Source organism: Bradyrhizobium sp. USDA 376 (genome assembly GCF_054063675.1).
In genome coordinates this window covers 790,085-813,447 of record NZ_JBSSGN010000001.1, presented here as the reverse complement: position 1 = coordinate 813,447, position 23,363 = coordinate 790,085, and the positions used below count along the sequence as shown (strand labels likewise).

The window sequence follows — 23,363 nt, the reverse complement described above, 5'->3', positions numbered from 1 at the left end:
AATGAGGTTGTTGCAAATCTCAGACAAGGGAGCCGTCCGTGAGCGAGATTATCCGAATTGGGATCGATACGTCGAAGCATATTTTTCAACTGCATGGGGTGGACGCGGCGGAGCGGCCAGTGCTGCGCAAGCGGCTGACGCGCAAGCAGATGCTGGAGTTTTTTGCCAAGCTGCCGGCGACGCAGGTGGGGATGGAGGCCTGCGGGGCGGCGCATTACTGGGCGCGGGAGCTGGGCAAGCTGGGCCACGAAGTGAAGTTGATGGCGCCACAGCACGTGAAGCCCTATGTCAAGCGCAACAAGAACGACGGGCGCGACGCTGAGGCCCTGTGCGAGGCGATGAGCCGGCCGACGATGCGGTTCGTGCTGGTGAAGAGTGCCGAGCAGCAGGCCGCGTTGATGCTGACGGGCTTGCGCGAGCAGATGATCGCCCGGCGCACCCAGCTTAGCAACATGATCCGCGGCTATGCGGCTGAGTTCGGGATCACGGCGGCCAAGGGGCTCAGCCAGGTCGAGCCGCTGTTGGCGCAGATCGCGCAAGACGAAAGCGTGCCGGACCTGGCGCGCGATCTGTTGGCGCAGCAGGGCCGCCAGTACGCGCAGTTACAGGAGGAACTGAAGACAATCGAAGCCAGGCTGAAGGCCTGGCACCGTGCCAACCCGGACAGCCGGCGCCTTGCAGAGATTCAAGGGATCGGGCCGATCGGTGCGCCTGAGCTGATCATGAAGACGCCGGATCCGCACGCGTTCAGCTCCGCAAGGCATTATGCGGCCTGGATTGGGCTGACTCCGAAAGACCATTCCACTGCCGGCAAAACCCGTCTCGGCAAGATCACCCGTGCTGGAGACGAGCGGCTGCGCAGCGTCCTGGTGGCGGGAGCGACCGCCGTGATCAAGCAGGCCATGTGCGGCCGCGGTCACCCGTCACCTTGGCTGTTGGCCCTGCTCAAGCGCAAGCCGCCCAAGCTCGCAGCCGTGGCGCTCGCCAACAAGAATGCCCGCATCGCCTGGAAGCTGATGGTGACGGGGGAGAGATACGACGGCGCTCGGATGCGGGCTGCATCCGCGGCTGCCGCCTAAGGGAGATCAGCCGATCGGGTTCGCCCGACCGGCCGAGCCGGAGCTGCAAGAGGAGTAGATGGTAGGATCGATCGATCCGAGGTGCGAGACATCCCGTGGGACCCATCGGCCGAACCCAGGTCGCGTGGTTGATTGGAGCTCGCGTCGCGGAAACCATCTTGGCCAGCGGTTCAAATCAACCGCACCAACAGGCCGGACATATGGATGCAAGCGATCCGATCAGACCGCCAAGCCTCTTGTGCCACGGGGGCCGTCCACATATGGGTCCCGGCCTTCGCCGGGACGACGGCGGAGTGTGTGGTGGCTGCGGTGGCAGCCTGACCGCTTCGCCTACGCCGGCCCCTTCAAGATCTTGAACACGCCATTGGCCATCACGATGCAGCGGTCGTCCACCGTGACCTCGGTGCTCATGAAGATCAGGCTGCGGGTCGAGCGCACCACGCGGGGGCGGGAGATCAGGATGTCGCCGATCTGGCCGGCCTCGACGAAATGGGTGTCGAGCTGCACCGTCGCCATGAATTCCTTGCCGGAGGTGTAGCGGGCGGTCATGCCGCAGGTGCGGCGGCGAAGGTCATCATCACGCCGCCCTGGACCATGCCGCGGCGATTGTGGTGCTTGTCTTCGGTCGCGAGTGCGAATTCGTATTGGCCGTCGACCTCGCGCTCCCACAACGGGCCGATCAGGTGCATGAAGCCCGTGGTCTCCAGGATGCTCCAGCCCTCTGATTTGAGCCTTGCGGCGGCCTTGTTGGTCATCTCGTCGTCCATTCCTCTGCGGGCCTTCGATCTCATTTCATCGGGGCCGGACGTGGTGTAGTCAAGCATGATGAGACCGTTCGACGATGCCACACGACGGAATATCGCGGCTGCCTGCGCGGCCTTCACGCGGTTGCCGGAAGACGATGACGCTGCACCGGTGCTGAAGCGCGCCGCGGTGGCGGTCGCGCTGACGGCATCAGGCGAGGGCGGCGACACCGCGTTCCTGCTGACGCTGCGCGCATCGCACTTGCGCGCCCATCGCGGCCAATGGGCGCTGCCGGGCGGACGCTGCGATGCCGGCGAGACGCCGGTCGAGGCGGCGCTGCGCGAGCTCGACGAGGAGCTCGGCCTTCGTCTCACCGGCGCCGATGTGCTCGGCACGCTCGATGACTATCCGACCCGGTCCGGCTATCTGATCACCCCGGTCGTGATCTGGGCTTCGGACCGTGCCACGATCCGTCCGAACCCGGACGAGGTCGCCTCGGTCCATCGCATCGCCCTTGCCACGATCGAGCGCGAAGACGCCTTCGACTTCATCGCGATCCCCGAAAGCGCGCGCCGGGTGATCCGCTTCCATCATCAGGCAAGCCTGATCCACGCGCCGACCGCGGCGCTGATCTACCAGTTCCGCGAGGTGCTGGCGGGGCGGCAAACCCGCGTGGCCGAGCTGGAACAGCCGGTGTTCGCCTGGAAGTGACGATGGTAAACGGCGCGTTAACGTGACGGTTACCGGATGCCTGCTAAGAGGGCAGCATGCATCGATCGATTCGAAAAAGCCTGGTGGCGGTTCCAGTCGCGTTTCTCCTGCTCGCGCCCGCCGCGTACGGCGGCGAGGCCGACGCGCTGCCGCCGTCCGTCGCCAATGCCAACGCCCAGTTGCTGTCGCAGTTTTTCGCGCAAGGTGGCGCCTCGCCCGCCGTGCTCGAATATCGCCGCAAGCTCGCCGAGTATCAGGCGGCGCGCGCCGCTTTCGATGCCGAGGCGGGCGCCTATTGGAGCCAGATCTCCGAGAAGCGGAAGACCCGCAACGCCAAGCGGCGCAGCGGGCAGCAGATCACGCTCGACGATTACGTGCTGGAGCATCCGCCGCTCTATACCGGGCCGAAGCGTCCGGTGAATCCGGAGCCGGAGGAAACGCCGGATCGACCGACCAAGAAGCCGATTCCCGTGGTCGCCGATTTGCTGCGCGCGGCGCAGGAGCTGTACCAGTTCACGCCGCAGCGGCCGTCGAGCGAGGTCGAATTCAAGCGCGTCTATGCGCGCTACGCGCTCGCCTCCGGGTTGACGCGCGAGCAGGCGGTGCGGGTCTATTCGTTCGAGACCGGCGGCACCGGCAGCTACGACGTGCAGGCGGGCATCGAGCATGGCGGCAAGCGCGCGATCTCGACCGCGATGGGATACAACCAGCTGCTCACCACCAACAGCGTCGAGCTGCTGGCCGAGCAGGGCCATGAATTCATTCGCGCGCTCTCCGACAAGGTGGCGCGGACATCGGGGCCGGCGCGCCAGGCGCTCGAGCACAAGCTCGCCGTGCTCAGGAAGATGGTGGCGCATGCGAAATCGGTGCCCGACACCTGGTCGGAGCACGAGAAGATCGGCAACACCGCGCAGGGCTGGGCCATGCATGCGATGGTGCTCGACGTCGATATCGGGCCGATGCTGCAGACCCACAAGCTGCTCACCTCGGTGCTGTTCGCGCGTGCCAAGGGTTACAGCCGTCCGCTCACCGCGGCCGAGCTCGAGATGATGAACCTCACCGGCGACGGCACCGGCCTCGACATGGTGACGATGCCGCAGGCGATGCGCGAGCAGGTGCCGACCTCGAACTTCTTCCAGCGCGGCGGCTACGAGCGCAACCCGGTCGCGATCCGCCACAACACGGTGGCGAAGCTGCTCGCGGTGACGGATGAGCGGATGGATTCAAACAGCAGCAAAGCCGGCGCAAGGGAGCTGGCGGCGGCGTTTTAGGTGTCGGTGTCGTCCCGGACAAGCGAGCTGCCGTAGGGTGGGCAAAGCGACTTGTCCGCCATAGCTCGAAGAGCGACGGCGGAAGCGTGCCCACCATTTCGATCAGAACGCGGTGCTAGATGGTGGGCACGGCGCTAACGCGCCTTTGCCCACCCTACGGCAGCTTCGTTTGTGGCGGGAGCCGCACCCCTACTGATCCGGCCCGAACTTGAACTTGCCGTCGCCTTCCAGATACGGACCACTGCGCATGTAGAGCTGGCCGTTATGGCCGATGAAGAACAGCGTGCCCTTGGGCACCTTCTTGGCGCCCTTCAAGAGCTCGCCGGCGTTGCTGGTGCCCATCTTGTAGGAATAGGTCTTGCCGTCCCTGTCATAGGCGTAGCCCGTGTCGGGCTTGAGCTCCCAGGGCGTCGGCCCGGTTTGCGCCAATGCGGGCGCTGAGAGTGCCGCGAGCGCGGCTGCGATTGCAAATGTCTTCGTTGAAAATGCCATGTTTCCATCCTCCCCATCCTTGGGGCGCCTTCTTGAACAAATCACGAACGGTATTTTCTGGTCAATTCGCGAAAGCGCCGCGGCGCATCACGTCTCGCCCAGCAGTTTGTGATTTTCCCTTCGTCCCCTCGCGACTATGTTCCGCTTTCCGTCTAGAACGCAATTCGACAAAAATATTGGTGGGGATGATTCGAATGAACCATGTCATTAGATCCTGCTCGGCTGCCGCGCTGCTGCTCACGGCGCTGGCGCCGGCTGCCCGGGCCGATGATTACCAGCTCAGCCACAACCAGCGGATTTCCTGCAGCCGCGGCCTTGCCCCGGGCAAGCTGAACACGGCGACCTGCAAGTCCTACACCTATCTCTTCAACACCAAGACCTCGGAATATTTCCGCTGCCAGGTCTCGCTGGCGCTGACGCGGGACAACAAGGAGGTCATCAACGTCCAGACCGACGGCGGCTGCACCAAGAAGCCGCGCATCTTCGAAACGGACGGCAAGTATGATTTCGACGCCACCGAGACCGAGCCGCCGAACACCAACTCGTTCTTCGGTCCCGGCGGCTACTCGGTCTGGGCCGCCGACGTCACCGCGCAGAAGGTGCGCGGCTGCATCATCATCTCCTCCGGCCTCGGCTCCGACATCTCCAAGTGCCTGGACATGACGTTCCAGTAGGGGGCGCCAGCGACGGTGCGCTCCCTCCCCCGCTTGCGGGGGAGGTTGGGGAGAGGGTGTCGCCGCAACGGGACAATCCCCTAGAGGAGAAAGCCCTCACCCGGCGCCATAGCCGATGCAAAGCATCGGCGTTCTTAAGGGACGGCGGCCAAGGGCCGCCTATGCCGACCTCTCCCGCAAGCGGGAGAGGTGAGCGAGCCCGCGGCGCGAGCGATTGAACCTCACGCAGGTCCACCTCCTGCGCCACCTCGCCGCACCTGCCCGGTTCCCAAAAGTCCAGCCGGAACGGCCGTTTACCGCAGTGCTGTTTTGCCTTTTGGATGGGTTGACCCGCATGCCTCGTCCGGCCAATTTCGCCGCCGGTTTGGGGAGTACAAAAATCATGAAACGGACGTTTTTCGGCGTGGCCGCGGCTCTGGCTCTGGCGGCGTCGACACCTTGCGCGCATGCGCAATCCTTCATCAACGTGCTGACCGGCGGCACCTCGGGCGTCTACTATCCGCTCGGGGTCGCGATCGGAAAGATCTACGGCGACAAGATTCCGAACGTGAAGACGCAGGTGCAGGCCACCAAGGCGTCGGTCGAGAATTTGATCCTGCTGCAGCAGGGCCGCGGCGAACTGGCGTTCACGCTGGGTGACTCGCTGAAAGCGGCCTGGGACGGCGAGGAGGAGGCGGGCTTCAAGAGCAAGCTGGACAAGCTCCGGACCATCGGCGCGATCTATCCGAACTACATCCAGATCGTCGCCACCGCCGAGAGCGGCATCAAGACGCTCGCAGACCTCAAGGGCAAGAGCCTGTCGGTCGGCGCGCCGAAGTCGGGCACCGAGCTGAACTCGCGCGCGATCCTGGCCGCTGCCGGCATGGGCTACAAGGATCTCGGCAAGGTGGAATATCTGCCGTTCGCCGAATCCGTCGACCTCATGAAGAATCGTCAGCTGGGTGCGACCCTGCAATCGGCTGGCCTCGGCGTCGCTTCGCTGAAGGACCTCTCGACCTCGAGCCCGATCACTGTGGTGTCGGTGCCGAAGGAGACCGTCGACAAGATCGGCCCGCCCTTCATCTCGGCGACCATTCCCGCCAACACCTATACCGGCCAGGACAAGGACGTGCCGACCGCGGCCGTGGTCAACTATCTCGTGACCAGCTCGGCGGTGTCGGACGATCTCGCCTATCAGATGACCAAGCTGGTCTTCGAGTCGCTGCCGGAATTGCAGAATGCGCACGCGGCCGGCAAGGAGATCAAGCTCGAGACGGCCGCCAATGGCAGCCCGGTTCCGCTGCATCCCGGCGCGATCCGCTATTACAAGGAAAAAGGGCTGATCAAGTAATTCTCTCTTCCTTGTCATTCCGGGGCGATGCGAAGCATCGAACTATGGTGCGCAATTGCGCACCTGAGAATCTCGAGATTCCGGGTTCGATGCTGTCGCATCGCCCCGGAACGACGGAGTGAGGGTGGGTGTTCGGGCATAGGCGAGCGGAAGCGACGTCGTCCTTCAGACGGCTATGCCCGGGCACGACGAATTTCAGGGCGCGGGGACATATCGATGTTACAGGCTGAGGGCACTCAAGAGCCCATCAAGGTCGAGTTCGACAATTTCGAGCACGGTTTTCCGGAAGGATTCGGCCCGGGCTGGTGGGGCCAGCTCGCCTACTGGATCGGCATCGCCTTCGCCACCTTCCAGCTCTATGTCGCCGCCTTCAACTATCTGCCGAGCCAGGTGGTGCGCGGCGTCCATGTTGGCTTCCTCGTTCTGCTCACCTTCGGCCTGATCGCCAATTTCACGGCGAAGAGCAATTTCGGCCGTGCGCTGGGCTGGGTGATCGGCGCCGCCGGTTTCTTCTGCGGGCTCTACCAGTGGATCTTCTACGCCGATCTGATCGCGCGCGACGGCGATCCGACCAGGCTCGATCTCGTGGTCGGCACGCTGCTCGCGGTGCTGATCTTCGAGGGCACGCGGCGCCTGATGGGCGCGGCGCTGCCGCTGATGTGCGGCGCGTGCCTCGTCTACTGGTTCTTCGGGCAATATCTGCCGTCGCCGCTCAACCATCGCGGCTATGATTTCGACCAGATCGTCACGCATCTGTCGTTCGGCACCGAAGGTTTCTACGGCGTACCGATCTACGTCTCGGCGACCTACATCTTTCTGTTCATCCTGTTCGGCTCGTTCCTGGAGCGCGCCGGCATGATCCAGCTGTTCACCGACGTCTCGCTCGGCCTGTTCGGCCGCACCCGCGGCGGACCCGCCAAGGTCGCGGTGTTCGCCTCGGGCATGATGGGCACGATCTCCGGCTCCGGCGTCGCCAACGTCGTCACCGTCGGCCAGTTCACGATTCCCTTGATGATCAAGTTCGGCTACCGCCGCGCCTTCGCCGCCGGCGTCGAGGCCACGGCCTCGATGGGCGGCCAGATCATGCCGCCGGTGATGGGCGCGGTCGCCTTCATCATGGCCGAGACGCTTGGCGTGCAATATTCGGAGATCGTCAAGGCGGCCGCGATTCCGGCGATCCTCTATTTCGCGTCGGCGTTCTGGATGGTGCACCTCGAAGCCGGCAAGCACGGCCTCGTCGGCATGAAGCGCTCGGAGATCCCGAGCGCCTGGAAGGCACTGGTGACGCGCTGGTACCTCGTGCTGCCGCTCGCCGCGCTCGTCTACATGCTGTTCGAAGGCTTTACGCCGCTCTATGCCGGCAGCATGGGCCTGGCGCTGACTGTGACGCTGATCCTCGGCACGGCCATCACGACGGGCGCCTCCTCGATGGTGATCCGCACCATCTTCTGGGTCGGACTCGCCCTGGTCGTCGCGGCGCTGTCGCGCGACGGTCTCCAGATCGTGCCGGTCGCGACCGTCGTGGTCGGGCTCGTCGTGATCACGGCGTTCGTGCGCGGCGGGTTCAAGGCGTTGCGCGAGTGCCGCGATGCGCTGGCCGAGAGTGCCAAGTCGGCGATCACGGTCGGCATGGCCTGCGCCATCGTCGGCGTCATCATCGGCATGATGTCGCAGACCGGCGTCGGCACCATTTTTGGTAGCTGGGTGATCGGTCTCGGCGAGAAGAGCCTGTTCCTGGCGCTGGTCATGACCATGGTGCTCTCGATCCTGCTCGGCACGGGCATTCCGACCATCCCGACCTACATCATCACCGCCGCGCTGGCCGCGCCGGCGCTGGCAAAACTCGGCGTGCCGCTGATCGCGAGCCACATGTTTGCGTTCTATTACGGCATCATGGCCGACCTCTCGCCGCCGGTGGCGCTCGCCGCGCTCGCGGCGGCGCCGATCGCCAAGGAGAATCCGGACAAGATCGGCTGGGAGGCGATGCGCATCGCGCTCGCCGGCTATGTCATCCCCTTCATCTTCGTCTATTCGCCGGCCCTGATGCTGCAGGCCGGCGATCCCATGGCGGCTAAGCTTGGTTTCTACGGCGCGGTGGCGCTCGCGACCGTCAAGGCGCTGGTGGCGATCGGCCTGTTCGGCATGGTCGCGATCGGCTTCCTGTTCACGAAGCTGACGATCGTCGAACGCGTCGTCGCGCTCGGCGCCGCGTTCTGCCTGCTCGGCGACTTCGCGTTCAGCGACACCGCCGGCTTCATGCTCTCTGCCGCGCTTCTGCTGTGGCAGTGGCGGCAGCGGCCGGCGGCGCCGGTCGAGGCGGTGTGAGCCTCTGCTTCGCAACCGCCGGCGGCGTGAAGGCGCTGGCGCTGTCCGCGTTCACGCTTGCATGGACGCATTCGATCGCGAAGGTCGAGTGGCAGGAAGACTGGCGGGTGACGCCTGCCGGCCTCGAACTGGTGCAGGCCCGCGTCAAGGGCACCGGTCCCGGCATGGAGCCGCCGCCGGAGGCGCGGCTGGTCGACGGCTGGTTTCGATGGCAGCCGCAGCGTGCGCCGATGCCGGAGGTGGTGCTTGGCAATTCCGGCGTGGCCGGCGAATGGCGGCTATGCCATGAGGGGACGTGTCGGACGTTGTCGGAGATTGTCGGCCATCCCATTGGTGCTAACGTCACGAAAATGAGCATCTGCGAACAACAAGAGAAATAAGGGAGATCATGATGGATCGGCTCAAGGGCAAGGTTGCGATGGTGGTGGGGGCCGGCTCGATCGGACCGGGCTGGGGCAACGGCAAGGCAACCGCGGTGACCTTCGCGCGCGAGGGCGCGCAGGTGTTTTGCGTCGATCGCAATGGCGCCGCGGCCGAAGAGACCGCGAAGATCATCGCCGGCGAGGGCGGCAAGGCGACGGCGTTCACTGCCGACGTCTCGCGTTCTGCCGAGATCGAGGCGATGGTCGCTGCGTGCCTGAAGGCGTATGGCCGCATCGACGTGCTCGACAACAATGTCGGCATCGCCGAGATGGGCAGCGTGGTCGAGGTCACCGAGGAGAGCTGGGACCGCGTCTTCAGCGTCAACCTCAAGAGCGCCTATTTCGCCATGAAGCACGTCATCCCTGTGATGGTGAAGCAGGGCGGCGGCTCGATCATCAACATCTCCTCGATCGCCTCGATCCGCCACATGGGCATCTCCTACGTCACCTACGGCACCTCGAAGGCGGCGATGAACCAGATGACGCGCACCACGGCGATCGAGTTCGCGCGCCATCATGTGCGCGTGAACGCGATCCTGCCCGGCCTGATGAAGACGCCGATGGTCGAGCACTCCGCGGGCCTAGCTGCCAGCTACGCCAAGGGCGATGTCGAAGCAATGTGGCGCGCCCGCGATGCGCAGGTGCCGATGGGCCACATGGGCGACGCCTTCGACGTCGCCAACGCCGCGCTATTCCTGGCATCGGACGAGTCGAAATATGTGACGGGGATCGAGCTGGTGGTGGATGGCGGGATCACGTGCAAGGCGGGGGCGTAGCTTCAACCTCCGCTGTCGTCCCGGACAAGCGCGCCACAAGCGCGCGCCGATCCGGGACCCATACTCCCAGGATGAAGTTGTTCTGCCAAACGTTAACTCCGAGTCCTCGTAACCACATCTGCTTGTGGTTATGGGTCCCGGATCGGCGCTCCGCTCCAGTCAACGCAGCGCGTTGTCTGGAGCTGTGCTTGTCCGGGACGACAGCGGAGTATGGGGTGGCCTACTGCGCCAGCGCAAGAATCCCGCCGGCGAAGGAATGCCATGCGGCCGTCTCGCTGATCGGCCAGTTCAGCACCTTCACCGCCAGCAGCGCGAGTGTGCCGGTGATGTAGACCGGATGCACGCGGCCCTCGGCGCGCCAGTCGCGCACCATGGCGACGACGAGCAGCAGTGCGGCGACCACGGCAGGGGCGATCGTCACGGGCACCGGCGGCGGGCCGGGCGGTCCAGGAGGCGCGAGGAAGGTCAGAAACCAGCGCGCGATCGCGGCGTCGAGGATTGAAACCGCGGCCAGCAGCATCAGGCGCTTGTGAATTTCCGGCCTGCGTGTGTTCATGATGGCGAGCACGAACACCACGGCGAAGAACGCGATCCCGCTCATCGGCACGATCGAGAACGCGATACCGGCGTCTTTCTGCCCGAGCGCGGCGGAATGCTGCATCACATGCACGGAGGCGAGGAAGCCGAAGATCGTCATCGCGGTGGCGAGCGATACGCCGGCGATGCCGAGCGAACGGTGATTGACCACGCGGCCCGAGGCTGCGAGCCAGGTCTGGAGCACGAAATAGAGCGACCAGGTGAAGAACAAGAGTCCGTGAAAATGAATCACGGGACTTGCGGAGAATGTCCGCTGCGCGAGCGGCACCCAATAGGTCGGCGCGAAACCAAGAAAGGCCGTCGCCGCGCAGGCCAGGGCCATCTGGAAATAAAAATATCGTGCAGGCGACGCATCACGCGCGCGTACACGACGGTCGTCGATCAGGGTTGTCATCAAGGATGTGTCTGGAGGGGCAGCGTTTGGTTCAAACGCCGAGACGCCGTGTGACTTGGCCGACGTTGCCGAGCGCCCCAAACACGCCGTTGTCCCGGACAAGCGTCAGCGCCGATCCGGGACCCATAACCACAGGATTGTGTTTGGCGAAGACTTCGGAGTTGCCAGCCTCGTGCCAGAACCACATCCTGTGGTTATGGATCCCGGATCGGCGCGCGCTTTGGGCGCGCTTGTCCGGGACGACAGCGGAGTTCAACCGCCCGCGCTCAATTCTGCGCGATCGAGCTCCTCCTCGAGCCGGTGAAACGCGTCGTCGCCGATCACCTCGGTGGCACGCAGATCGAAGATCGATTTTCGCGCGGCCTCGATGGCGCGGCGGCGCAGGGGATCGGCGGGCAACTCGCCGTTGGCGATGCCGCCGTTCGGGTCGGTCTCGGTCTGCATCAGGATGGCGCGATATTCGAGCCGCAGGATTTCCGCCTCCTCCGATGGATCGCTTTCGATCGCATCGAGCGCGGCGCGATAGGCGACGGCGCGACCGCGCGCGACCTCGATACCGACGGGATCGTCGTCCTTGAGGCCGAAGGCGAGGATCAGCGGCCGCAGCGTCAGGCCCTGGATGATGAGCGATCCCAGCACCACGGCAAAAGCGATGAAGACGATGAAGTCGCGATAGGGAAAATTCTCCGGCAGGGCAAAGGCGGTGGCGAGCGTGACGAGGCCGCGCATGCCGCACCAGGAGATGATGAGGCCGCCTTTCGGCGAGGCCACCTGCTTCGGATCCTTGGGATGGTAGAGGCCATACGCGATCAGCACGCGCAGCGTCGTGCGGTAGAACGTCACCCAGAACAGGCGTACCAGGACCACGGTGAGCAGGATCCAGGCGGCGGCGATGCAATATTCCCAGCGCACGTCGGCATCGAGCCGCGTCCAGATCGGCCGCATCTGCATGCCGATCAGCATGAAGGCGAGCACGTTGAGCACGAACACCGTCGTCTCCCACACCGCGTAGGACGGCACCCGCAGCCGTGCCGGCATCCGCGCCGGTGCGGTGCGCGCGAGGGCAATGGCGTAGATCACGATCGTGAGGATGCCGGATAGGCCGAGATGCTCGGCGGCGATCCAGATCATGAAGGTGGTGGCGAACTGAACGATGATCGCGCTAGGGGCTTCCGTCACGCGCTCCATGATGGGCGCAATGAGGCGGGCTGCGACAAGGCCGGCGATGACACTGCCGACCAGCGCCAGCGCCATGGTCGGCGCGACCTGGCTCCAGGTCAGATGCTCGGTTGCGACCGCGCCGACGGCGATGCGATAGATCAGAAGCGCGCTCGCATCATTGAGCAGGCTTTCGCCCTCCAGCACCTTCACCATGCGGTGGGGCAGCTTCACCTGGCTCAGGATCGCGACCGCGGCCGCGGCATCCGGCGGCGCCACGATGGCGCCGAGTGCAACCGCAGCGGCCCAGGGCATGTCGGGCATCAACCGGTGCGCGACGAAGGCGACGCCGGCCGTGGTCAGGCCGACTGCGGCGACGACCAGGGTGGAGACGGGAACCCAGTTGTTGCGCAAATCCCGCAGCGAGGTGTCGAAGGCGGCGTCGAGCAGGACCGGTGCGACAAAAAGCGCCAAGGCCAGGTCCGGCTCCAGCGCCCAGGTCGGGCTCGACGGCACGAAGGCGATCAGGGCGCCGCCGATGGCGAGAAAGGTCGGGTAGGGGACCTTGATCCGCCGCGCCAGCGCCGATAAGGCAACGGCGCCGAGCAGCAGTGCGATGATCCATTCGAATGTCGACACGATAGTCCCCGAGACCGATCTGAGCGGCGCCACAAGCTAGCACCAATCCGGCCGTATGATGGATAATGCGGCCCCAAGGCAAGAGTGAAGCAAGACCTTCCGACTGCAACAAGCATGCGTTTTCAAAAACTCATCCAATGGTCAGCTGCCGCGGCGCTCTCGGCGCTTCCGATCGGCGCGGTCCATGCTGCGACCGGCGGCGAGCCGGCGGCCGTCACGCAGGTCGATATCGCGCCTTGCCTCGCGGCGACGGCGGCCGACGACATGGACAAGGCAACTTCCGCCTGCGCGGCCGTGATCGACAACGAGAAGACGGTGAAGGCGGACCTGGTCAAGGCATTGATCGCGCGCGGTGCGCTTTATGCGCGGCACGACCAGATCGATCGTGCGATCGCCGACGACAGCCGCGCTCTTTTGCTCGATCCCACGCTCGCGGACATCTTCAACGCCCGCGGCGAGCTCTGGCTGAAGAAGGGCGACAAGCCCAAGGCCGTGCAGGATTTCGGTGCCGCGCTCAAGATCGATCCGAACCACGAGAAGGCCAAGGCCAATCACAAGGCGATGGCGCGCGAGCTCGAGCGCATCGGCGCGCAGATGGCGGTCGCCGGCAAGCCCAGCTTCAACTGTGCCCGCGCGGCCCGGGCCGTGGAGAAGGCGATCTGCGGCAATCGTGAGCTCGCCGATCTCGACCGGGAGATCTATGGATCCCATCTGCGCGCTGTCCGCGAGGCCCAGAGCCCGACGGAGGCGCGCAAGATCCAGCGCGAGCAGGACGCCTTCATCGCCCGCCGTAACGCCGAATTCGGGCGGCCGGGATACGATCTGAAAAAGGCGATGCAGGAGCGCCTGCAGCAGATCAACGGCGTGGACGGATATTGACGGGACCTTCGGCGTGAGGGAGGGCAGGCTCGTTCCGGCACGCCCGATTTGAACCCATTCCTTGCCAGCCGCGACAACGGTGAGAACCCGACGTCACGGAGCCCTATGCCATGTGCGGCACGCATTCTTCCGCGCAAATGCCCTCGCTTGCCAAGATCTCGCTTCGCGCCTTCTTCCTCGGCGCGGCTATGAGCCTGACCCTCGTCGGTGCGGCTTCCGCCGCCACCGATTGCATGCCGGGCAGCAAGGCTGCTCCCGCGGAGCTGATCTCCGCGTGCAGCGCGATCATCGACCAGACGGCAAATCCGGCCTCTGAACGCTCCATGGCGCTCGTCGCTCGCGCCGAAGCCAATGCGCGAACCTCTGGAGGCCAGCCGCAGGCGCTGCGCGATCTGGACCGCGCCATCGCCCTCGACGGCAAGAACGCAAAGGCCTGGCGCGTGCGCGGCGACCTCTTGCGTGAGGCCGGCGGCGACCTCAATCGGGCCGCGGCGGATCTGACCAAGGCGATCGAGCTCGATCCACAGGATGCGGAATCCTACGAGCTGCGCGGCGTCGTCTACACCAACCAGCATCGCTTCGACCGCGCCATTGCAGACTACGACCGGGCCATCAAGCTCAAGGCGGATTCCGCCCAGGCCTGGTCCGACCGCGGCGCGACCTTCTATCTGCGCGGCGACTACGACAAGGCCGTCGCTGACCTCAGCGAGGCGCTGCGGCTCGATCCGAACCGGGCGCGCAGTTACACCAACCGCGGCGCCGCCTACAAGAAGCTCGGCGAGCTCGACAAGGCGATCGCAGACGACAGCGAGGCGATCCGGCTCGATCCAAAGGTGCCGGAATATTTCGACAACCGCGGTCTCACCTATGCCGCGATGAAGGAGTACGACAAGGCGATCGCCGATTACGATCAGGCGATCCGTCTCGAGCAGCGGGTGAACTTCCTGACCAACCGCGGCGACTCCTACCAGTTCAAGGGCGAACTCGGTGCTGCGCTGTCGGACTACAACGACGCGCTGAAACTCGATCCGAATTTTGCAAAGACCTACAACAACCGCGCCGTGCTCTACAAGAAGATGGGCGAGCGCAAGAAGGCGCTGGCCGACTACGAGGCGACGTTGCGGCTCGATCCCGCCAATGAGAACGCGCTCAACGGCCGCCGCGCGATGATTGCCGAGATCGCAAAATTCGGCGGCGAGCCGGCCCGTGTGCTGAATGCCGCCGCCAGCGACCCGTCGTTCGACTGCGCCTCCGCCAAGCGCGAGGTCGAGAAGGTGATCTGCGCCGATCCGCAGCTCGGCGTGCTCGACCGCCAGATCGCCGAGGCCTATGAGCGCGTGCTGAAATCCGCGAGCAATCGCTCGGCGGATGGCCTGCGTAAGTCCCAGCGCGATTTCCTCGTCACGCGTGATGCGAGCTTCCGTCGCCCCGGCTATGATCTGAAGAAGGTCATGCAGGAGCGGTTACAGAAGCTGAACGCGATGGAGAGCTGAGAGTAGCGCGTCCTTCGCCTCTCCCCGCGTGCGGGGAGAGGCCGGAATTTGCGACAGCAAATTCCGGGTGAGGGGGACTCTCCGCGAACTCATCTCTCACCGTCGTTGCCGATGCAGCCCCTCACCCCAACCCTCTCCCCGTAAGAACGGGGCGAGGGAGCGCACCGCCGATGCCGCCAGCAGCGCGCCTCCTCCAAAAAGCCCATCCTTTTCGGCTTGAACCGCGGCCCGTTCCCGGGAAAATAGCCCTCAAGCAAGGCCGGCAATTGATCCTGGTCATGGCGGGGCGCCTGTCCTGCCACAAGGGTCCGGGACCAGGCCATAAAGGGAACGGGAGCGCGGGAATGAACGCCCAGGGAAACGTCGACGGGAAGAGCCGTTATCACGAGGTCCATGCGCGCTCGCTGGCCGACCCCGAGGGCTTCTGGGGCGAGGCGGCCAGGGAGATCGACTGGATCGAGCCACCGAAGACGATCTTCGATCCCTCGCAAGGACCCTATGGCCGCTGGTTTACCGGCGGCGTGGTCAACACCTGCTACAACGCGCTTGATCGCCATGTCGAACGTGGCCGCGCCGGCCAGGTCGCGCTGATCCATGATTCGCCGCTCACGGGCTCGATCACCAAGCTCACCTATGCCGAACTCCTGGGCGAGGTGCAGGCACTGGGCGCCATCATGCAGGATTTCGGCGTCGCCAAGGGCGACCGCGTCATCCTCTACATGCCGATGGTGCCGGAGGCGGTGGTCGCGATGCTCGCCTGCGCGCGCATCGGCGCGGTGCATTCGGTGGTGTTCGGCGGCTTTGCCGCAAAAGAGCTCGCCACCCGCATCGACGATGCGCAGCCCAAGCTGATCCTGTCGGCGAGCTGCGGCATCGAGCCCGGCCGGATCGTGCAGTACAAGCCGCTGCTCGACGAGGCGATCAAGCTTGCCGGCAGCAAGCCGAAGGCCTGTATCGTGCTGCAACGTCCGCAGCTCACCTGTGACCTGACGCCGGGCCGCGATTACGATTGGGCAAGCTTGCGCCGCAAGGCCATCAACGACGGCAAGAAGGCACCTTGCGCGCCTGTTGCCGCCACCGATCCGCTCTACATCCTCTACACCTCGGGCACCACGGGCATTCCCAAGGGCGTCGTGCGCGACAATGGCGGCCATCTGGTTGCGGTGAAATGGTCGATGTTCAACCTCTACGGCGTCAAGCCGGGCGAGGTGTGGTGGTGCGCCTCCGACATCGGCTGGGTGGTCGGCCACAGCTACATCATCTACGGCCCGCTGCTGCATGGCGCGACCTCGATCATGTACGAGGGCAAGCCGATCGGCACGCCCGATGCCGGCGCGTTTTGGCGCGTCATCAGCGAGCACAAGGCGGTCGCGCTGTTCACCGCGCCGACCGCGTTCCGCGCGATCCGGAAAGAGGATCCGGACGGGAAGTTCATCCGGCAATATGACCTCTCGACATTCCGCACGCTGTTCCTCGCCGGCGAGCGCGCCGATCCGCCGACGGTGGAATGGGCGGAAGCGCAGCTCAAGGTGCCTGTCATCGACCATTGGTGGCAGACCGAGACCGGCTGGTGCATCGCCGGCAATCCGGTCGGTCTTGGCGTGCTGCCGGTGAAGCATGGCTCGCCGACGGTGCCGATGCCGGGTTACCAGGTCGACGTCGTCGATGAGGCCGCAAAGCCCGTCGGTCCCAACACCATGGGCTCGATCGTCATCAAGCTGCCGATGCCGCCGGGTTGCCTGCCGACGCTGTGGAATCAGGATGCACGCTTCAAGGAAGCCTACTTGAGCGAATTCCCCGGCTACTACAAAACCTCCGACGCCGGCTACAAGGACGAGGACGGCTATGTCTTCGTCATGGGCCGCACCGACGACATCATCAACGTCGCCGGCCATCGCCTCTCGACCGGCGGCATGGAGGAGATCCTGGCTTCGCATCCGGATGTGGCCGAATGCGCCGTGCTCGGCGTCAAGGACGCGATCAAGGGCGAGGTGCCCTGCGGCTTCCTGGTGCTCAAGGCCGGCGTGAAGCGCGCCCCCGCCGAGATCGAGAAGGAGATCATCGCGCTGGTGCGCGACAAGCTCGGCCCGGTCGCCGCCTTCAAGCTCGCCATCACCGTCGGCCGGCTGCCCAAGACGCGCTCCGGCAAGATTTTGCGCGGCACGATCAAGAAGATCGCCGACGGCGAGGCGTGGACCATGCCGGCGACGATCGAGGATCCCAAGGTGCTGGACGAGATCGGCGAGGCGCTGAAGGGGCGGGTGTGAGGTTTCGAACCGTCATTCCGGGGCGATGCGAAGCATCGAACCCGGAATCTCGAGATTCCGGGTTCGATCCTGCGGACCGCCCCGGAATGACGGTGTTACCGACTTACAATCTCCTCATTCCGCGCTAAACAGAGCCGGTCAACAAGGGACCCTCGATGCCACTTGCCACCGCGCCGCGCCTGCTCGCAGCCGTAACTCTCGCCATCGCTCTCTCCGCCTGCTCGGCGCGCTACCAGACGCCGGTGGCGGTGGGCGGCGACGATGACGACGCGGTGTGCCAGAGCCGCGGCTACGCGCAGGGCTCGCCGGAATACGTGGCCTGCCGCAAGGACCGCGACGTCCAGCGCAACGCCGCCACCGCCCGCGCCGACCGCCGCCAGCGCGATCTCGGCGAGTACATGCTGAACAATCCCCAGCGGCCGTGATGTGGCGTGCGGCATTATCCTGCCGCGCCACTGCTGCGCATTCGCATCGCTCGTGACACATCTGCAACGCCACGGCCAAATCGTGTCGCGTTTGTCCTGATTTGATCGGCGTCAAATCCTTCACCATCCCCTTTCTGCTCTGACGCTCATGTCGCGCAACGAGGCGCGCATGTGGCTGAAGGGGAATGACATGAACGGAACGATAAGAAACTTGGCGCGGCTTGCGACGTTTGGCGCGATGCTCGCGGGGACCTTTGCATCAGTGCAGGCCGCGGATCTGCCGGTCTACAAGAAGGCGCCGCCGCCGGTGGAGGCGTTCAATCCCTGGATGGTGCGTCTGCGCGTGCTCGGCGTGTTGCCGGATGCCGGCGGCTCCACCGTCAATGTCGCGGGCGTGCCCTCGCTATCGTCGCCGAATTCCGGCCTCTCGATCAGCGACCAGGTCGTGCCCGAGCTCGACATCAGCTATTTCTTCACGAAGAACATCGCGGCCGAATTGATCCTCGGCGTGACCAGGCACTCGATCAGCGGCACCGGCTCGCTCGCGAACCTGCCGATCGGCAAGACCACGCTGCTGCCACCGACGCTGACGCTGCAATATCACTTCGACAATTTCGGCGCGTTCAAGCCCTATGTCGGTGCCGGCGTGAACTACACCGTGTTCTTCAACAATTCCGCCGCCAACGTGCCGGCTGCCATCGCCGGACCGCCCGCGATCGTCGCCGCCACCACGAACCTGCACGTCAGCAACGCATGGGGTGGTGCGGTGCAGTTCGGCTTCGACTACATGCTCGACCGGCACTGGGGCCTCAACGTCGACGTCAAGAAGCTCTGGCTGCGGCCGGATTACTCGGCGACCGTCAGCGGCCTGCCGGTCACCGGCACTGCGCATATCGATCCGTGGCTGGTCGGTGCCGGCGTGACGTACAAGTTTTGATCTTATGTGTCGTCCCGGCCTAGTGCGCAATTGCGCACTAGGTGTGGAGCCTCAAGAGGTTGTCCTCGGTCAAACCGAGCCTGCTGATCGGCGTTTGAGATTTTATACCACCGTGGGGCCGGTGCCAGTTGTATTGGTGCAGCCAGAACGGCAGCTCTTGGGCGCGCCGATCTGATGTTGGATAGGCTTTGGCATAAGCCCATTCGCGAAGCGCGGTTTGGATGAAGCGCTCGGCCTTGCCGTTTGTTCTGGGTGTATAGGGCTTGGTGCGAATATGCTTGATGCCGAGGTCCCGGCAAGCGTCGCGGAAGGCGAAGGACTGGTAGCAACTGCCATTGTCGGTCATGACGCGCGTGACGGTGACGCCGAGGCTTTTGTAATAAGCCACAGCCGCCTTGAGAAAAGGAACAGCACTGTCCGCGGTCTCGTCGGGCTTGATCTCGGAGAACGCGACGCGGGAATGGTCGTCAATGCAGACGTGGACGAAATCCCAACCAGCGCCACGGCTCTTGTTCGGACCACTCGGATCGCCGGTGATGCGGTGGCCCACACGCTCGAAACGCCCGAGCTTTTTGATGTCGATGTGGAGCATCTCGCCGGGCGTCTCGCGCTCATAGCGGCGCTCCGGTTCGGCCGGCTCCAGGTCGCGTATCCGGTTTAATCCCAAACGGCGCAGGATGCGGCTGACGGTGGCCGGTGACACCTCGACCTCGGCAGCGATCTGTTTGCCGGTGTGGCGCTGCCGGCGCAACGCCTCCACAGCGGTGCACGTGGCGACCGGGGTTTGGCTTGGCGATGAAAGGGGCCTGGAGGAGCGATCACGCAATCCCTCCACACCTTCCGCGCGGAACCGCTTGACCCATTTGGCGACCGTCTTCGGCGTCGTATTGAACAGGTCGGCCGCGCCAGCTTGGCTCAGCCCGCCTTGCACCACGCTTCGGACCATCGCCTCTCGACCTTTGGGCGTCAAAGGCGCATTCTTGTGCACGTTCATCTGGTCTCTCCTTGGAACACTGAAGCTTCGCAACCTCAGCTTCCTCGGTTCAGACCAGATGGACAACCTCCTGAGAGACCACAACTAGGCCGGGACGACGCCGGAGGGAGACGCGCAAAAACAAAAAACGCGGCAGGTTTTCCTGCCGCGTTTTGCTTTGCATTCGATCGTGAGCGAAGAACGGAGCCTTACTCCTCCTCGTCCTCCTGCTTCTTGCCGCCGAGCGTCTTCAGCTTGGCGAACACGGCGTCGACGTTGAGGTCGTCGCTCGATCGCTCGGCCGGCTCGTACTCGTCCTTCTTGGTGGTCTCGGAGGCCGGCAGCAGGGTGGCGCCGCCATAGGCCGCGTCGATCGGCTTTTCCTTGGCCGCGCGCTGGACCTCGAAATCCAGCTCGATCTGCGAGCAGAGGCCGAGCGTCACCGGGTCGATCGGGGTCAGCGACGAGGTGTTCCAGTGGGTGCGGTCGCGCACGCTGGCGATCGTGCTCTTGGTGGTGCCGACGAGGCGCATGATCTGGGCGTCCTTGAGCTCCGCATGGTTGCGCAGCAGCCAGAGGATGGCGCTCGGGCGCTCATGGCGGCGCGAGACCGGGGTGTAGCGCGGGCCCTTGCGCTTGGGCTGCGGCGGCAGCACCACCTTGCTCTCCTGCAGGCGGAGCCGGTAGTCCGGGTTCTTCTCGCCCTTCTCGATCTCCTCGCGGGTGAGCTGGCCGTTGGAGAGGGGGTCCATGCCCTTGATGCCCTGCGCGGCGTCGCCGTCGGCAATCGCCCGCACCTCGAGGGGATGCATCTTGGTGAAATCGGCGACCTGGTCGAAGGTCAGCGCGGTGTTGTCGAGCAGCCAGACGGCGGTCGCCTTGGGCATCAGAGGTGCGTTGCTCATGGCAAATCTCCTTTGTGCTTCGCCCACCCCTCTGGAGGCGAAACCGGTGGTCATCAGCGATGACAGGGAATTCGCGCTATATAAGCCCGGAGGGGCTAGCCACGCAATGGTTCTGCTATAGATAGTGCCTTGACAGCGCCCGAAAGGGGGCCCAATTCCCTCTGCAGTCCCGTAAGCCCGTACCTAAGCCCTATTCATCCATCCGACCGCTTCCCGCCCCTTTTGGCGAGGTGATTCGGTCCCGAGATCGCCCAATGTCAGCCAAACCAGACCTCAAGATCGTGCTTTGTTCTCCCCGCGGCTTCTGTGCCGGGGTGGTCCGGGCGATCGACACCGTGGAACGGGCGCTCGATAAGTACGGCGCCCCCGTCTATGTTCGCCATGAGATTGTGCACAACAAATACGTCGTCGACGGGTTGAAGAAGAAGGGCGCCATCTTCGTCGAGGAACTGGCTGAAATCCCGGAAAATACCACCGCGCCGGTGGTGTTCTCGGCCCATGGCGTGCCGAAATCGGTTCCGGCCGACGCCCAGTCCCGCAACCTGTTCTCACTGGATGCGACCTGCCCGCTGGTGACCAAGGTGCACCGCGAGGCCGCGATCCACTTCAAGCGCGGCCGCGAGATCTTCCTGATCGGCCATTCCCATCACCCCGAGGTGGTCGGCACGCTCGGCCAGCTTCCGCCCGGCGCCGTGACCCTGATCGAGACCGCCGACGACGCCAAGACCATCAGTCCGAAGGACCCTGACAACCTCGCCTTCGTGACCCAGACCACGCTGTCGATCGACGACACCGCGGAGATCGTCGCGCTGCTCAAGGAGCGCTTCCCGAACATCAACGGTCCGCACAAGGAAGACATCTGCTACGCCACCACCAACCGCCAGCTCGCGGTGAAGAAAGTGGCGCCGGTGGTGGACGCGCTGATCGTTGTCGGTGCCCCTAATTCGTCGAACTCGCAGCGCCTGCGCGAGGTCGCCGAGCGCGAGGGCTGCAGGATCGCGGTGCTGGCGCAGCGCGCCACCGACATCGACTGGACCAAGTTCGGCAACATCGCGAGCCTCGGCATCACCGCGGGCGCCTCCGCGCCGGAAGTGATCGTCGAGGAGATCATGGACGCCTTCGCCGAGCGCTACACGCTGCACGTGGAGACGGTCTCGGCCGCGGAAGAGAACGAGTTCTTCCCGCTGCCGCGTCAGGTGCGCCCCGAAGCTGCCGCCGAGTAGACCTTTATGGCGGTCTACACCGACGTCGCCGCCGACGAGCTTGCGGATTTCCTGAGGCAATACGATCTCGGCGAACTGCTCTCCTACAAGGGCATCGCCGAGGGCGTCGAAAACTCCAACTTCCTGTTGCACACCAGCCAGGGGTCGTTCATCCTCACGCTCTACGAAAAGCGCGTGGCGAAGGACGATCTGCCGTTCTTCCTCGCGCTGATGACGCATCTGGCCGAGCACGGCGTCAATTGCCCGCTGCCGGTGAAGGGACGCGACGGCGAGGCGCTGCGCGAGCTGGCGGGGCGGCCGGCCGCGATCATCACCTTTCTCGAAGGCGTCTGGCCGCGCAAGCCGAACGCGGCCCATTGCGCCGGAGTCGGCGAGGGGCTGGCCAGGATGCATCTGGCCGGTGCGAACTTCGCGATCAACCGCGCTAACGCACTTTCGGTTGCGGGCTGGCGGCCTCTGTTCGACGCGGCGTCAAGCCGGGCCGACGAGGTGCAGCCGGGCCTGCGTGCGTTTCTCGCCGCCGAGCTCGATCATCTCTCGAGCGGGATCTGGCCGACCAACCTGCCCGAGGGCGTGATCCACGCCGACCTCTTCAACGACAACGTCTTCTTCCTCGGCGACAAGCTTTCCGGGATCATCGACTTCACCTTCGCCTGCAACGACATGCTGGCCTATGACGTCGCGATCTGCCTCAACGCCTGGTGCTTCGAGCCCGATCACTCCTTCAACGTCACCAAGGCCCGCGCCTTCCTCAACGCCTATGGCCGCGTGCGCAAGCTGTCGGAGGCGGAAGAGGCCGCGCTGCCGCTGCTGGCGCGCGGCGCCGCGATCCGCTTCCTGCTGACGCGGCTGGTGGACTGGCTCAACGTGCCGCCCGGTGCGCTGGTCAAGCCGAAGGATCCGCAGGAATATGTTCGCAAGCTGCGCTTCCATCAGAGCGTGACGAGCGTGCGCGACTACGGGCTGATGCCGTCGGGGCTGGTAGCGTGAGCGAGCTCCCCAATGTCACCATCTATACCGACGGCGCCTGTTCGGGAAATCCCGGGCCGGGCGGCTGGGGCGCGATCCTGAAGTTCGGCGACAAGGAAAAGGAGCTGAACGGCGGCCAGCCGCACACCACCAACAACCAGATGGAGCTGATGGCGGCGATCTCCGCGCTCGAAGCGCTGAAGAAGCCGTGCACGGTCGATCTCTACACCGACAGCCAGTATGTCCGGCAGGGCATCACCGGCTGGATCTTCGGCTGGAAGCGCAACGGCTGGCGCACCGCCGACAAGAAGCCGGTGAAGAATGTCGAGCTATGGCAGCGGCTGGATGCCGCGCTGAAGCAGCACGAGGTTCGCTGGCACTGGGTCAAGGGCCACGCCGGCCACCCCGAGAACGAGCGCGCGGATCAGCTGGCGCGTGACGGGATCGCGAAAGCGCGGTTGCAGCAGCGGGTGGGGGAGTAGCAGTTTGCTTCGTCATTCCGGGGCGGTGCAAAGCACCGAACCCGGAATCTCGAGATTCCGGGTTCTGCGAGGCGCCCCGGAATGACATCAATCTCAGTTTCGTAGGGTGGGCAAAGCGAAGCGTGCCCACGACTTTTCTCAATCGAGGAAAGATGGTGGGCACGGCGCTGACGCGCCTTTGCCCACCCTACGGCACTT

Annotated in this window: 21 protein-coding genes and 1 pseudogene; 16 read left to right on the top strand and 6 right to left on the bottom strand. The window is 64.8% G+C overall.

The window, feature by feature from the left end; translation table 11 throughout:
- The first annotated feature begins 38 nt into the window (after window positions 1–38).
- Window positions 39–1,079, top strand: coding sequence for an IS110 family RNA-guided transposase (locus ACVJ19_RS03620; RefSeq protein WP_453948065.1), 1,041 nt, complete (start codon window positions 39–41; stop codon window positions 1,077–1,079).
- Window positions 1,080–1,409: 330 nt separating this feature from the next.
- Here the strand turns inward: ACVJ19_RS03620 and ACVJ19_RS03615 are convergent.
- A pseudogene (locus ACVJ19_RS03615) lies at window positions 1,410–1,834 on the bottom strand (PaaI family thioesterase).
- Window positions 1,835–1,901: 67 nt separating this feature from the next.
- On the opposite strand from ACVJ19_RS03615, the gene ACVJ19_RS03610 reads away from it, so the two are divergent.
- Together ACVJ19_RS03610 and ACVJ19_RS03605 are read left to right on the top strand one after the other, a co-directional pair.
- A complete protein-coding gene (locus ACVJ19_RS03610) occupies window positions 1,902–2,534 on the top strand; it encodes an NUDIX hydrolase (protein ID WP_453948064.1) in 633 nt (210 codons plus the stop codon).
- Window positions 2,535–2,590: 56 nt separating this feature from the next.
- A complete protein-coding gene (locus tag ACVJ19_RS03605) occupies window positions 2,591–3,805 on the top strand; it encodes a hypothetical protein (protein WP_453948063.1) in 1,215 nt (404 codons plus the stop codon).
- 189 nt (window positions 3,806–3,994) lie between these two features.
- Here ACVJ19_RS03605 and ACVJ19_RS03600 read toward each other — a convergent pair whose 3' ends face one another.
- Complete coding sequence (locus ACVJ19_RS03600; RefSeq protein WP_453948062.1) at window positions 3,995–4,297, bottom strand: hypothetical protein; 303 nt, start codon at window positions 4,295–4,297, stop codon at window positions 3,995–3,997.
- Window positions 4,298–4,491: 194 nt separating this feature from the next.
- Here ACVJ19_RS03600 and ACVJ19_RS03595 point away from each other — a divergent pair, with 194 nt between their 5' ends.
- From ACVJ19_RS03595 to ACVJ19_RS03575, 5 genes are all read left to right on the top strand, one after another.
- Window positions 4,492–4,971: a hypothetical protein gene (locus ACVJ19_RS03595; protein WP_453948061.1), complete on the top strand. Its 480-nt coding sequence runs from the start codon at window positions 4,492–4,494 to the stop codon at window positions 4,969–4,971.
- Window positions 4,972–5,353: 382 nt separating this feature from the next.
- Window positions 5,354–6,301, top strand: a complete 948-nt coding sequence (locus tag ACVJ19_RS03590) for a TAXI family TRAP transporter solute-binding subunit (protein ID WP_453948060.1) — start codon at window positions 5,354–5,356, stop codon at window positions 6,299–6,301.
- Window positions 6,302–6,517: 216 nt separating this feature from the next.
- On the top strand, window positions 6,518–8,626 hold the full coding sequence (locus ACVJ19_RS03585; protein WP_453948059.1) for a TRAP transporter permease: 2,109 nt from the start codon (window positions 6,518–6,520) through the stop codon (window positions 8,624–8,626).
- Window positions 8,587–9,006: a DUF1850 domain-containing protein gene (locus tag ACVJ19_RS03580; protein ID WP_453948058.1), complete on the top strand. Its 420-nt coding sequence runs from the start codon at window positions 8,587–8,589 to the stop codon at window positions 9,004–9,006. Before ACVJ19_RS03585 ends, ACVJ19_RS03580 begins: the two co-directional genes overlap by 40 nt.
- Window positions 9,007–9,017: 11 nt before the next feature.
- Window positions 9,018–9,824, top strand: a complete 807-nt coding sequence (locus ACVJ19_RS03575; protein ID WP_453955062.1) for an SDR family NAD(P)-dependent oxidoreductase — start codon at window positions 9,018–9,020, stop codon at window positions 9,822–9,824.
- Between the two features lie 220 nt (window positions 9,825–10,044).
- Here the strand turns inward: ACVJ19_RS03575 and ACVJ19_RS03570 are convergent, their stop codons facing one another.
- Window positions 10,045–10,815 (bottom strand): hypothetical protein, encoded by a 771-nt coding sequence (locus ACVJ19_RS03570; RefSeq protein WP_453948057.1) that lies wholly within the window; start codon window positions 10,813–10,815, stop codon window positions 10,045–10,047.
- Between the two features lie 252 nt (window positions 10,816–11,067).
- Window positions 11,068–12,645, bottom strand: coding sequence for a cation:proton antiporter (locus tag ACVJ19_RS03565; RefSeq protein ID WP_453948056.1), 1,578 nt, complete (start codon window positions 12,643–12,645; stop codon window positions 11,068–11,070).
- A gap of 81 nt (window positions 12,646–12,726) precedes the next feature.
- On the opposite strand from ACVJ19_RS03565, the gene ACVJ19_RS03560 reads away from it, so the two are divergent.
- The 5 genes from ACVJ19_RS03560 (at window position 12,727) to ACVJ19_RS03540 (ending at window position 18,613) form a co-directional block, all read left to right on the top strand.
- Complete coding sequence (locus ACVJ19_RS03560; RefSeq protein ID WP_453948055.1) at window positions 12,727–13,491, top strand: tetratricopeptide repeat protein; 765 nt, start codon at window positions 12,727–12,729, stop codon at window positions 13,489–13,491.
- Window positions 13,492–13,601: 110 nt separating this feature from the next.
- Window positions 13,602–14,984, top strand: coding sequence for a tetratricopeptide repeat protein (locus ACVJ19_RS03555; protein ID WP_453948054.1), 1,383 nt, complete (start codon window positions 13,602–13,604; stop codon window positions 14,982–14,984).
- Window positions 14,985–15,328: 344 nt separating this feature from the next.
- Window positions 15,329–17,251, top strand: coding sequence for a propionyl-CoA synthetase (locus ACVJ19_RS03550; protein WP_453948053.1), 1,923 nt, complete (start codon window positions 15,329–15,331; stop codon window positions 17,249–17,251).
- 155 nt (window positions 17,252–17,406) lie between these two features.
- Window positions 17,407–17,676: a hypothetical protein gene (locus tag ACVJ19_RS03545; protein WP_453948052.1), complete on the top strand. Its 270-nt coding sequence runs from the start codon at window positions 17,407–17,409 to the stop codon at window positions 17,674–17,676.
- Between the two features lie 190 nt (window positions 17,677–17,866).
- Window positions 17,867–18,613: an OmpW/AlkL family protein gene (locus tag ACVJ19_RS03540; protein ID WP_453948051.1), complete on the top strand. Its 747-nt coding sequence runs from the start codon at window positions 17,867–17,869 to the stop codon at window positions 18,611–18,613.
- Window positions 18,614–18,650: 37 nt separating this feature from the next.
- On the opposite strand, the gene ACVJ19_RS03535 is transcribed toward ACVJ19_RS03540, so the two are convergent.
- Both ACVJ19_RS03535 and ACVJ19_RS03530 read right to left on the bottom strand, forming a co-directional pair.
- Window positions 18,651–19,607 (bottom strand): IS481 family transposase, encoded by a 957-nt coding sequence (locus ACVJ19_RS03535; protein ID WP_453948050.1) that lies wholly within the window; start codon window positions 19,605–19,607, stop codon window positions 18,651–18,653.
- A gap of 188 nt (window positions 19,608–19,795) precedes the next feature.
- The gene (locus tag ACVJ19_RS03530; RefSeq protein WP_453948049.1) at window positions 19,796–20,491 is read right to left on the bottom strand and encodes a DUF1013 domain-containing protein; all 696 of its coding nucleotides are present in this window, start codon (window positions 20,489–20,491) and stop codon (window positions 19,796–19,798) included.
- Window positions 20,492–20,745: 254 nt separating this feature from the next.
- On the opposite strand from ACVJ19_RS03530, the gene ispH reads away from it, so the two are divergent.
- Genes ispH through rnhA form a run of 3 tightly spaced genes read left to right on the top strand, consistent with a single transcriptional unit; the run spans window position 20,746 to window position 23,165 of the window.
- Window positions 20,746–21,714, top strand: coding sequence for a 4-hydroxy-3-methylbut-2-enyl diphosphate reductase (gene ispH, locus ACVJ19_RS03525; RefSeq protein WP_453948048.1), 969 nt, complete (start codon window positions 20,746–20,748; stop codon window positions 21,712–21,714).
- Window positions 21,715–21,720: 6 nt separating this feature from the next.
- Window positions 21,721–22,704 carry a homoserine kinase gene (locus ACVJ19_RS03520; protein ID WP_453948047.1) on the top strand — a complete coding sequence of 328 codons (984 nt, stop codon included), beginning with the start codon at window positions 21,721–21,723 and terminating at the stop codon, window positions 22,702–22,704.
- Window positions 22,701–23,165, top strand: a complete 465-nt coding sequence (gene rnhA / locus ACVJ19_RS03515) for a ribonuclease HI (protein WP_453948046.1) — start codon at window positions 22,701–22,703, stop codon at window positions 23,163–23,165. Before ACVJ19_RS03520 ends, rnhA begins: the two co-directional genes overlap by 4 nt.
- Window positions 23,166–23,363 lie beyond the last annotated feature (198 nt).

Bases quoted from the DNA above. Each gene is read 5' to 3' on its own strand.
- ACVJ19_RS03600 (WP_453948062.1), bottom strand. From the start codon at position 4,297: ATGGCATTTTCAACGAAGACATTTGCAATCGCAGCCGCGCTCGCGGCA.
- ACVJ19_RS03575 (WP_453955062.1), top strand. From the start codon at position 9,018: ATGGATCGGCTCAAGGGCAAGGTTGCGATGGTGGTGGGGGCCGGCTCG.
- ACVJ19_RS03585 (WP_453948059.1), top strand. From the start codon at position 6,518: ATGTTACAGGCTGAGGGCACTCAAGAGCCCATCAAGGTCGAGTTCGAC.
- ACVJ19_RS03605 (WP_453948063.1), top strand. From the start codon at position 2,591: ATGCATCGATCGATTCGAAAAAGCCTGGTGGCGGTTCCAGTCGCGTTT.
- ACVJ19_RS03530 (WP_453948049.1), bottom strand. From the start codon at position 20,491: ATGAGCAACGCACCTCTGATGCCCAAGGCGACCGCCGTCTGGCTGCTC.
- ACVJ19_RS03545 (WP_453948052.1), top strand. From the start codon at position 17,407: ATGCCACTTGCCACCGCGCCGCGCCTGCTCGCAGCCGTAACTCTCGCC.
- ACVJ19_RS03595 (WP_453948061.1), top strand. From the start codon at position 4,492: ATGAACCATGTCATTAGATCCTGCTCGGCTGCCGCGCTGCTGCTCACG.
- ispH (WP_453948048.1), top strand. From the start codon at position 20,746: ATGTCAGCCAAACCAGACCTCAAGATCGTGCTTTGTTCTCCCCGCGGC.
- ACVJ19_RS03550 (WP_453948053.1), top strand. From the start codon at position 15,329: ATGAACGCCCAGGGAAACGTCGACGGGAAGAGCCGTTATCACGAGGTC.
- ACVJ19_RS03590 (WP_453948060.1), top strand. From the start codon at position 5,354: ATGAAACGGACGTTTTTCGGCGTGGCCGCGGCTCTGGCTCTGGCGGCG.
- ACVJ19_RS03535 (WP_453948050.1), bottom strand. From the start codon at position 19,607: ATGAACGTGCACAAGAATGCGCCTTTGACGCCCAAAGGTCGAGAGGCG.
- ACVJ19_RS03555 (WP_453948054.1), top strand. From the start codon at position 13,602: ATGTGCGGCACGCATTCTTCCGCGCAAATGCCCTCGCTTGCCAAGATC.
- ACVJ19_RS03560 (WP_453948055.1), top strand. From the start codon at position 12,727: ATGCGTTTTCAAAAACTCATCCAATGGTCAGCTGCCGCGGCGCTCTCG.
- ACVJ19_RS03610 (WP_453948064.1), top strand. From the start codon at position 1,902: ATGATGAGACCGTTCGACGATGCCACACGACGGAATATCGCGGCTGCC.
- ACVJ19_RS03520 (WP_453948047.1), top strand. From the start codon at position 21,721: ATGGCGGTCTACACCGACGTCGCCGCCGACGAGCTTGCGGATTTCCTG.
- ACVJ19_RS03540 (WP_453948051.1), top strand. From the start codon at position 17,867: ATGAACGGAACGATAAGAAACTTGGCGCGGCTTGCGACGTTTGGCGCG.
- ACVJ19_RS03570 (WP_453948057.1), bottom strand. From the start codon at position 10,815: ATGACAACCCTGATCGACGACCGTCGTGTACGCGCGCGTGATGCGTCG.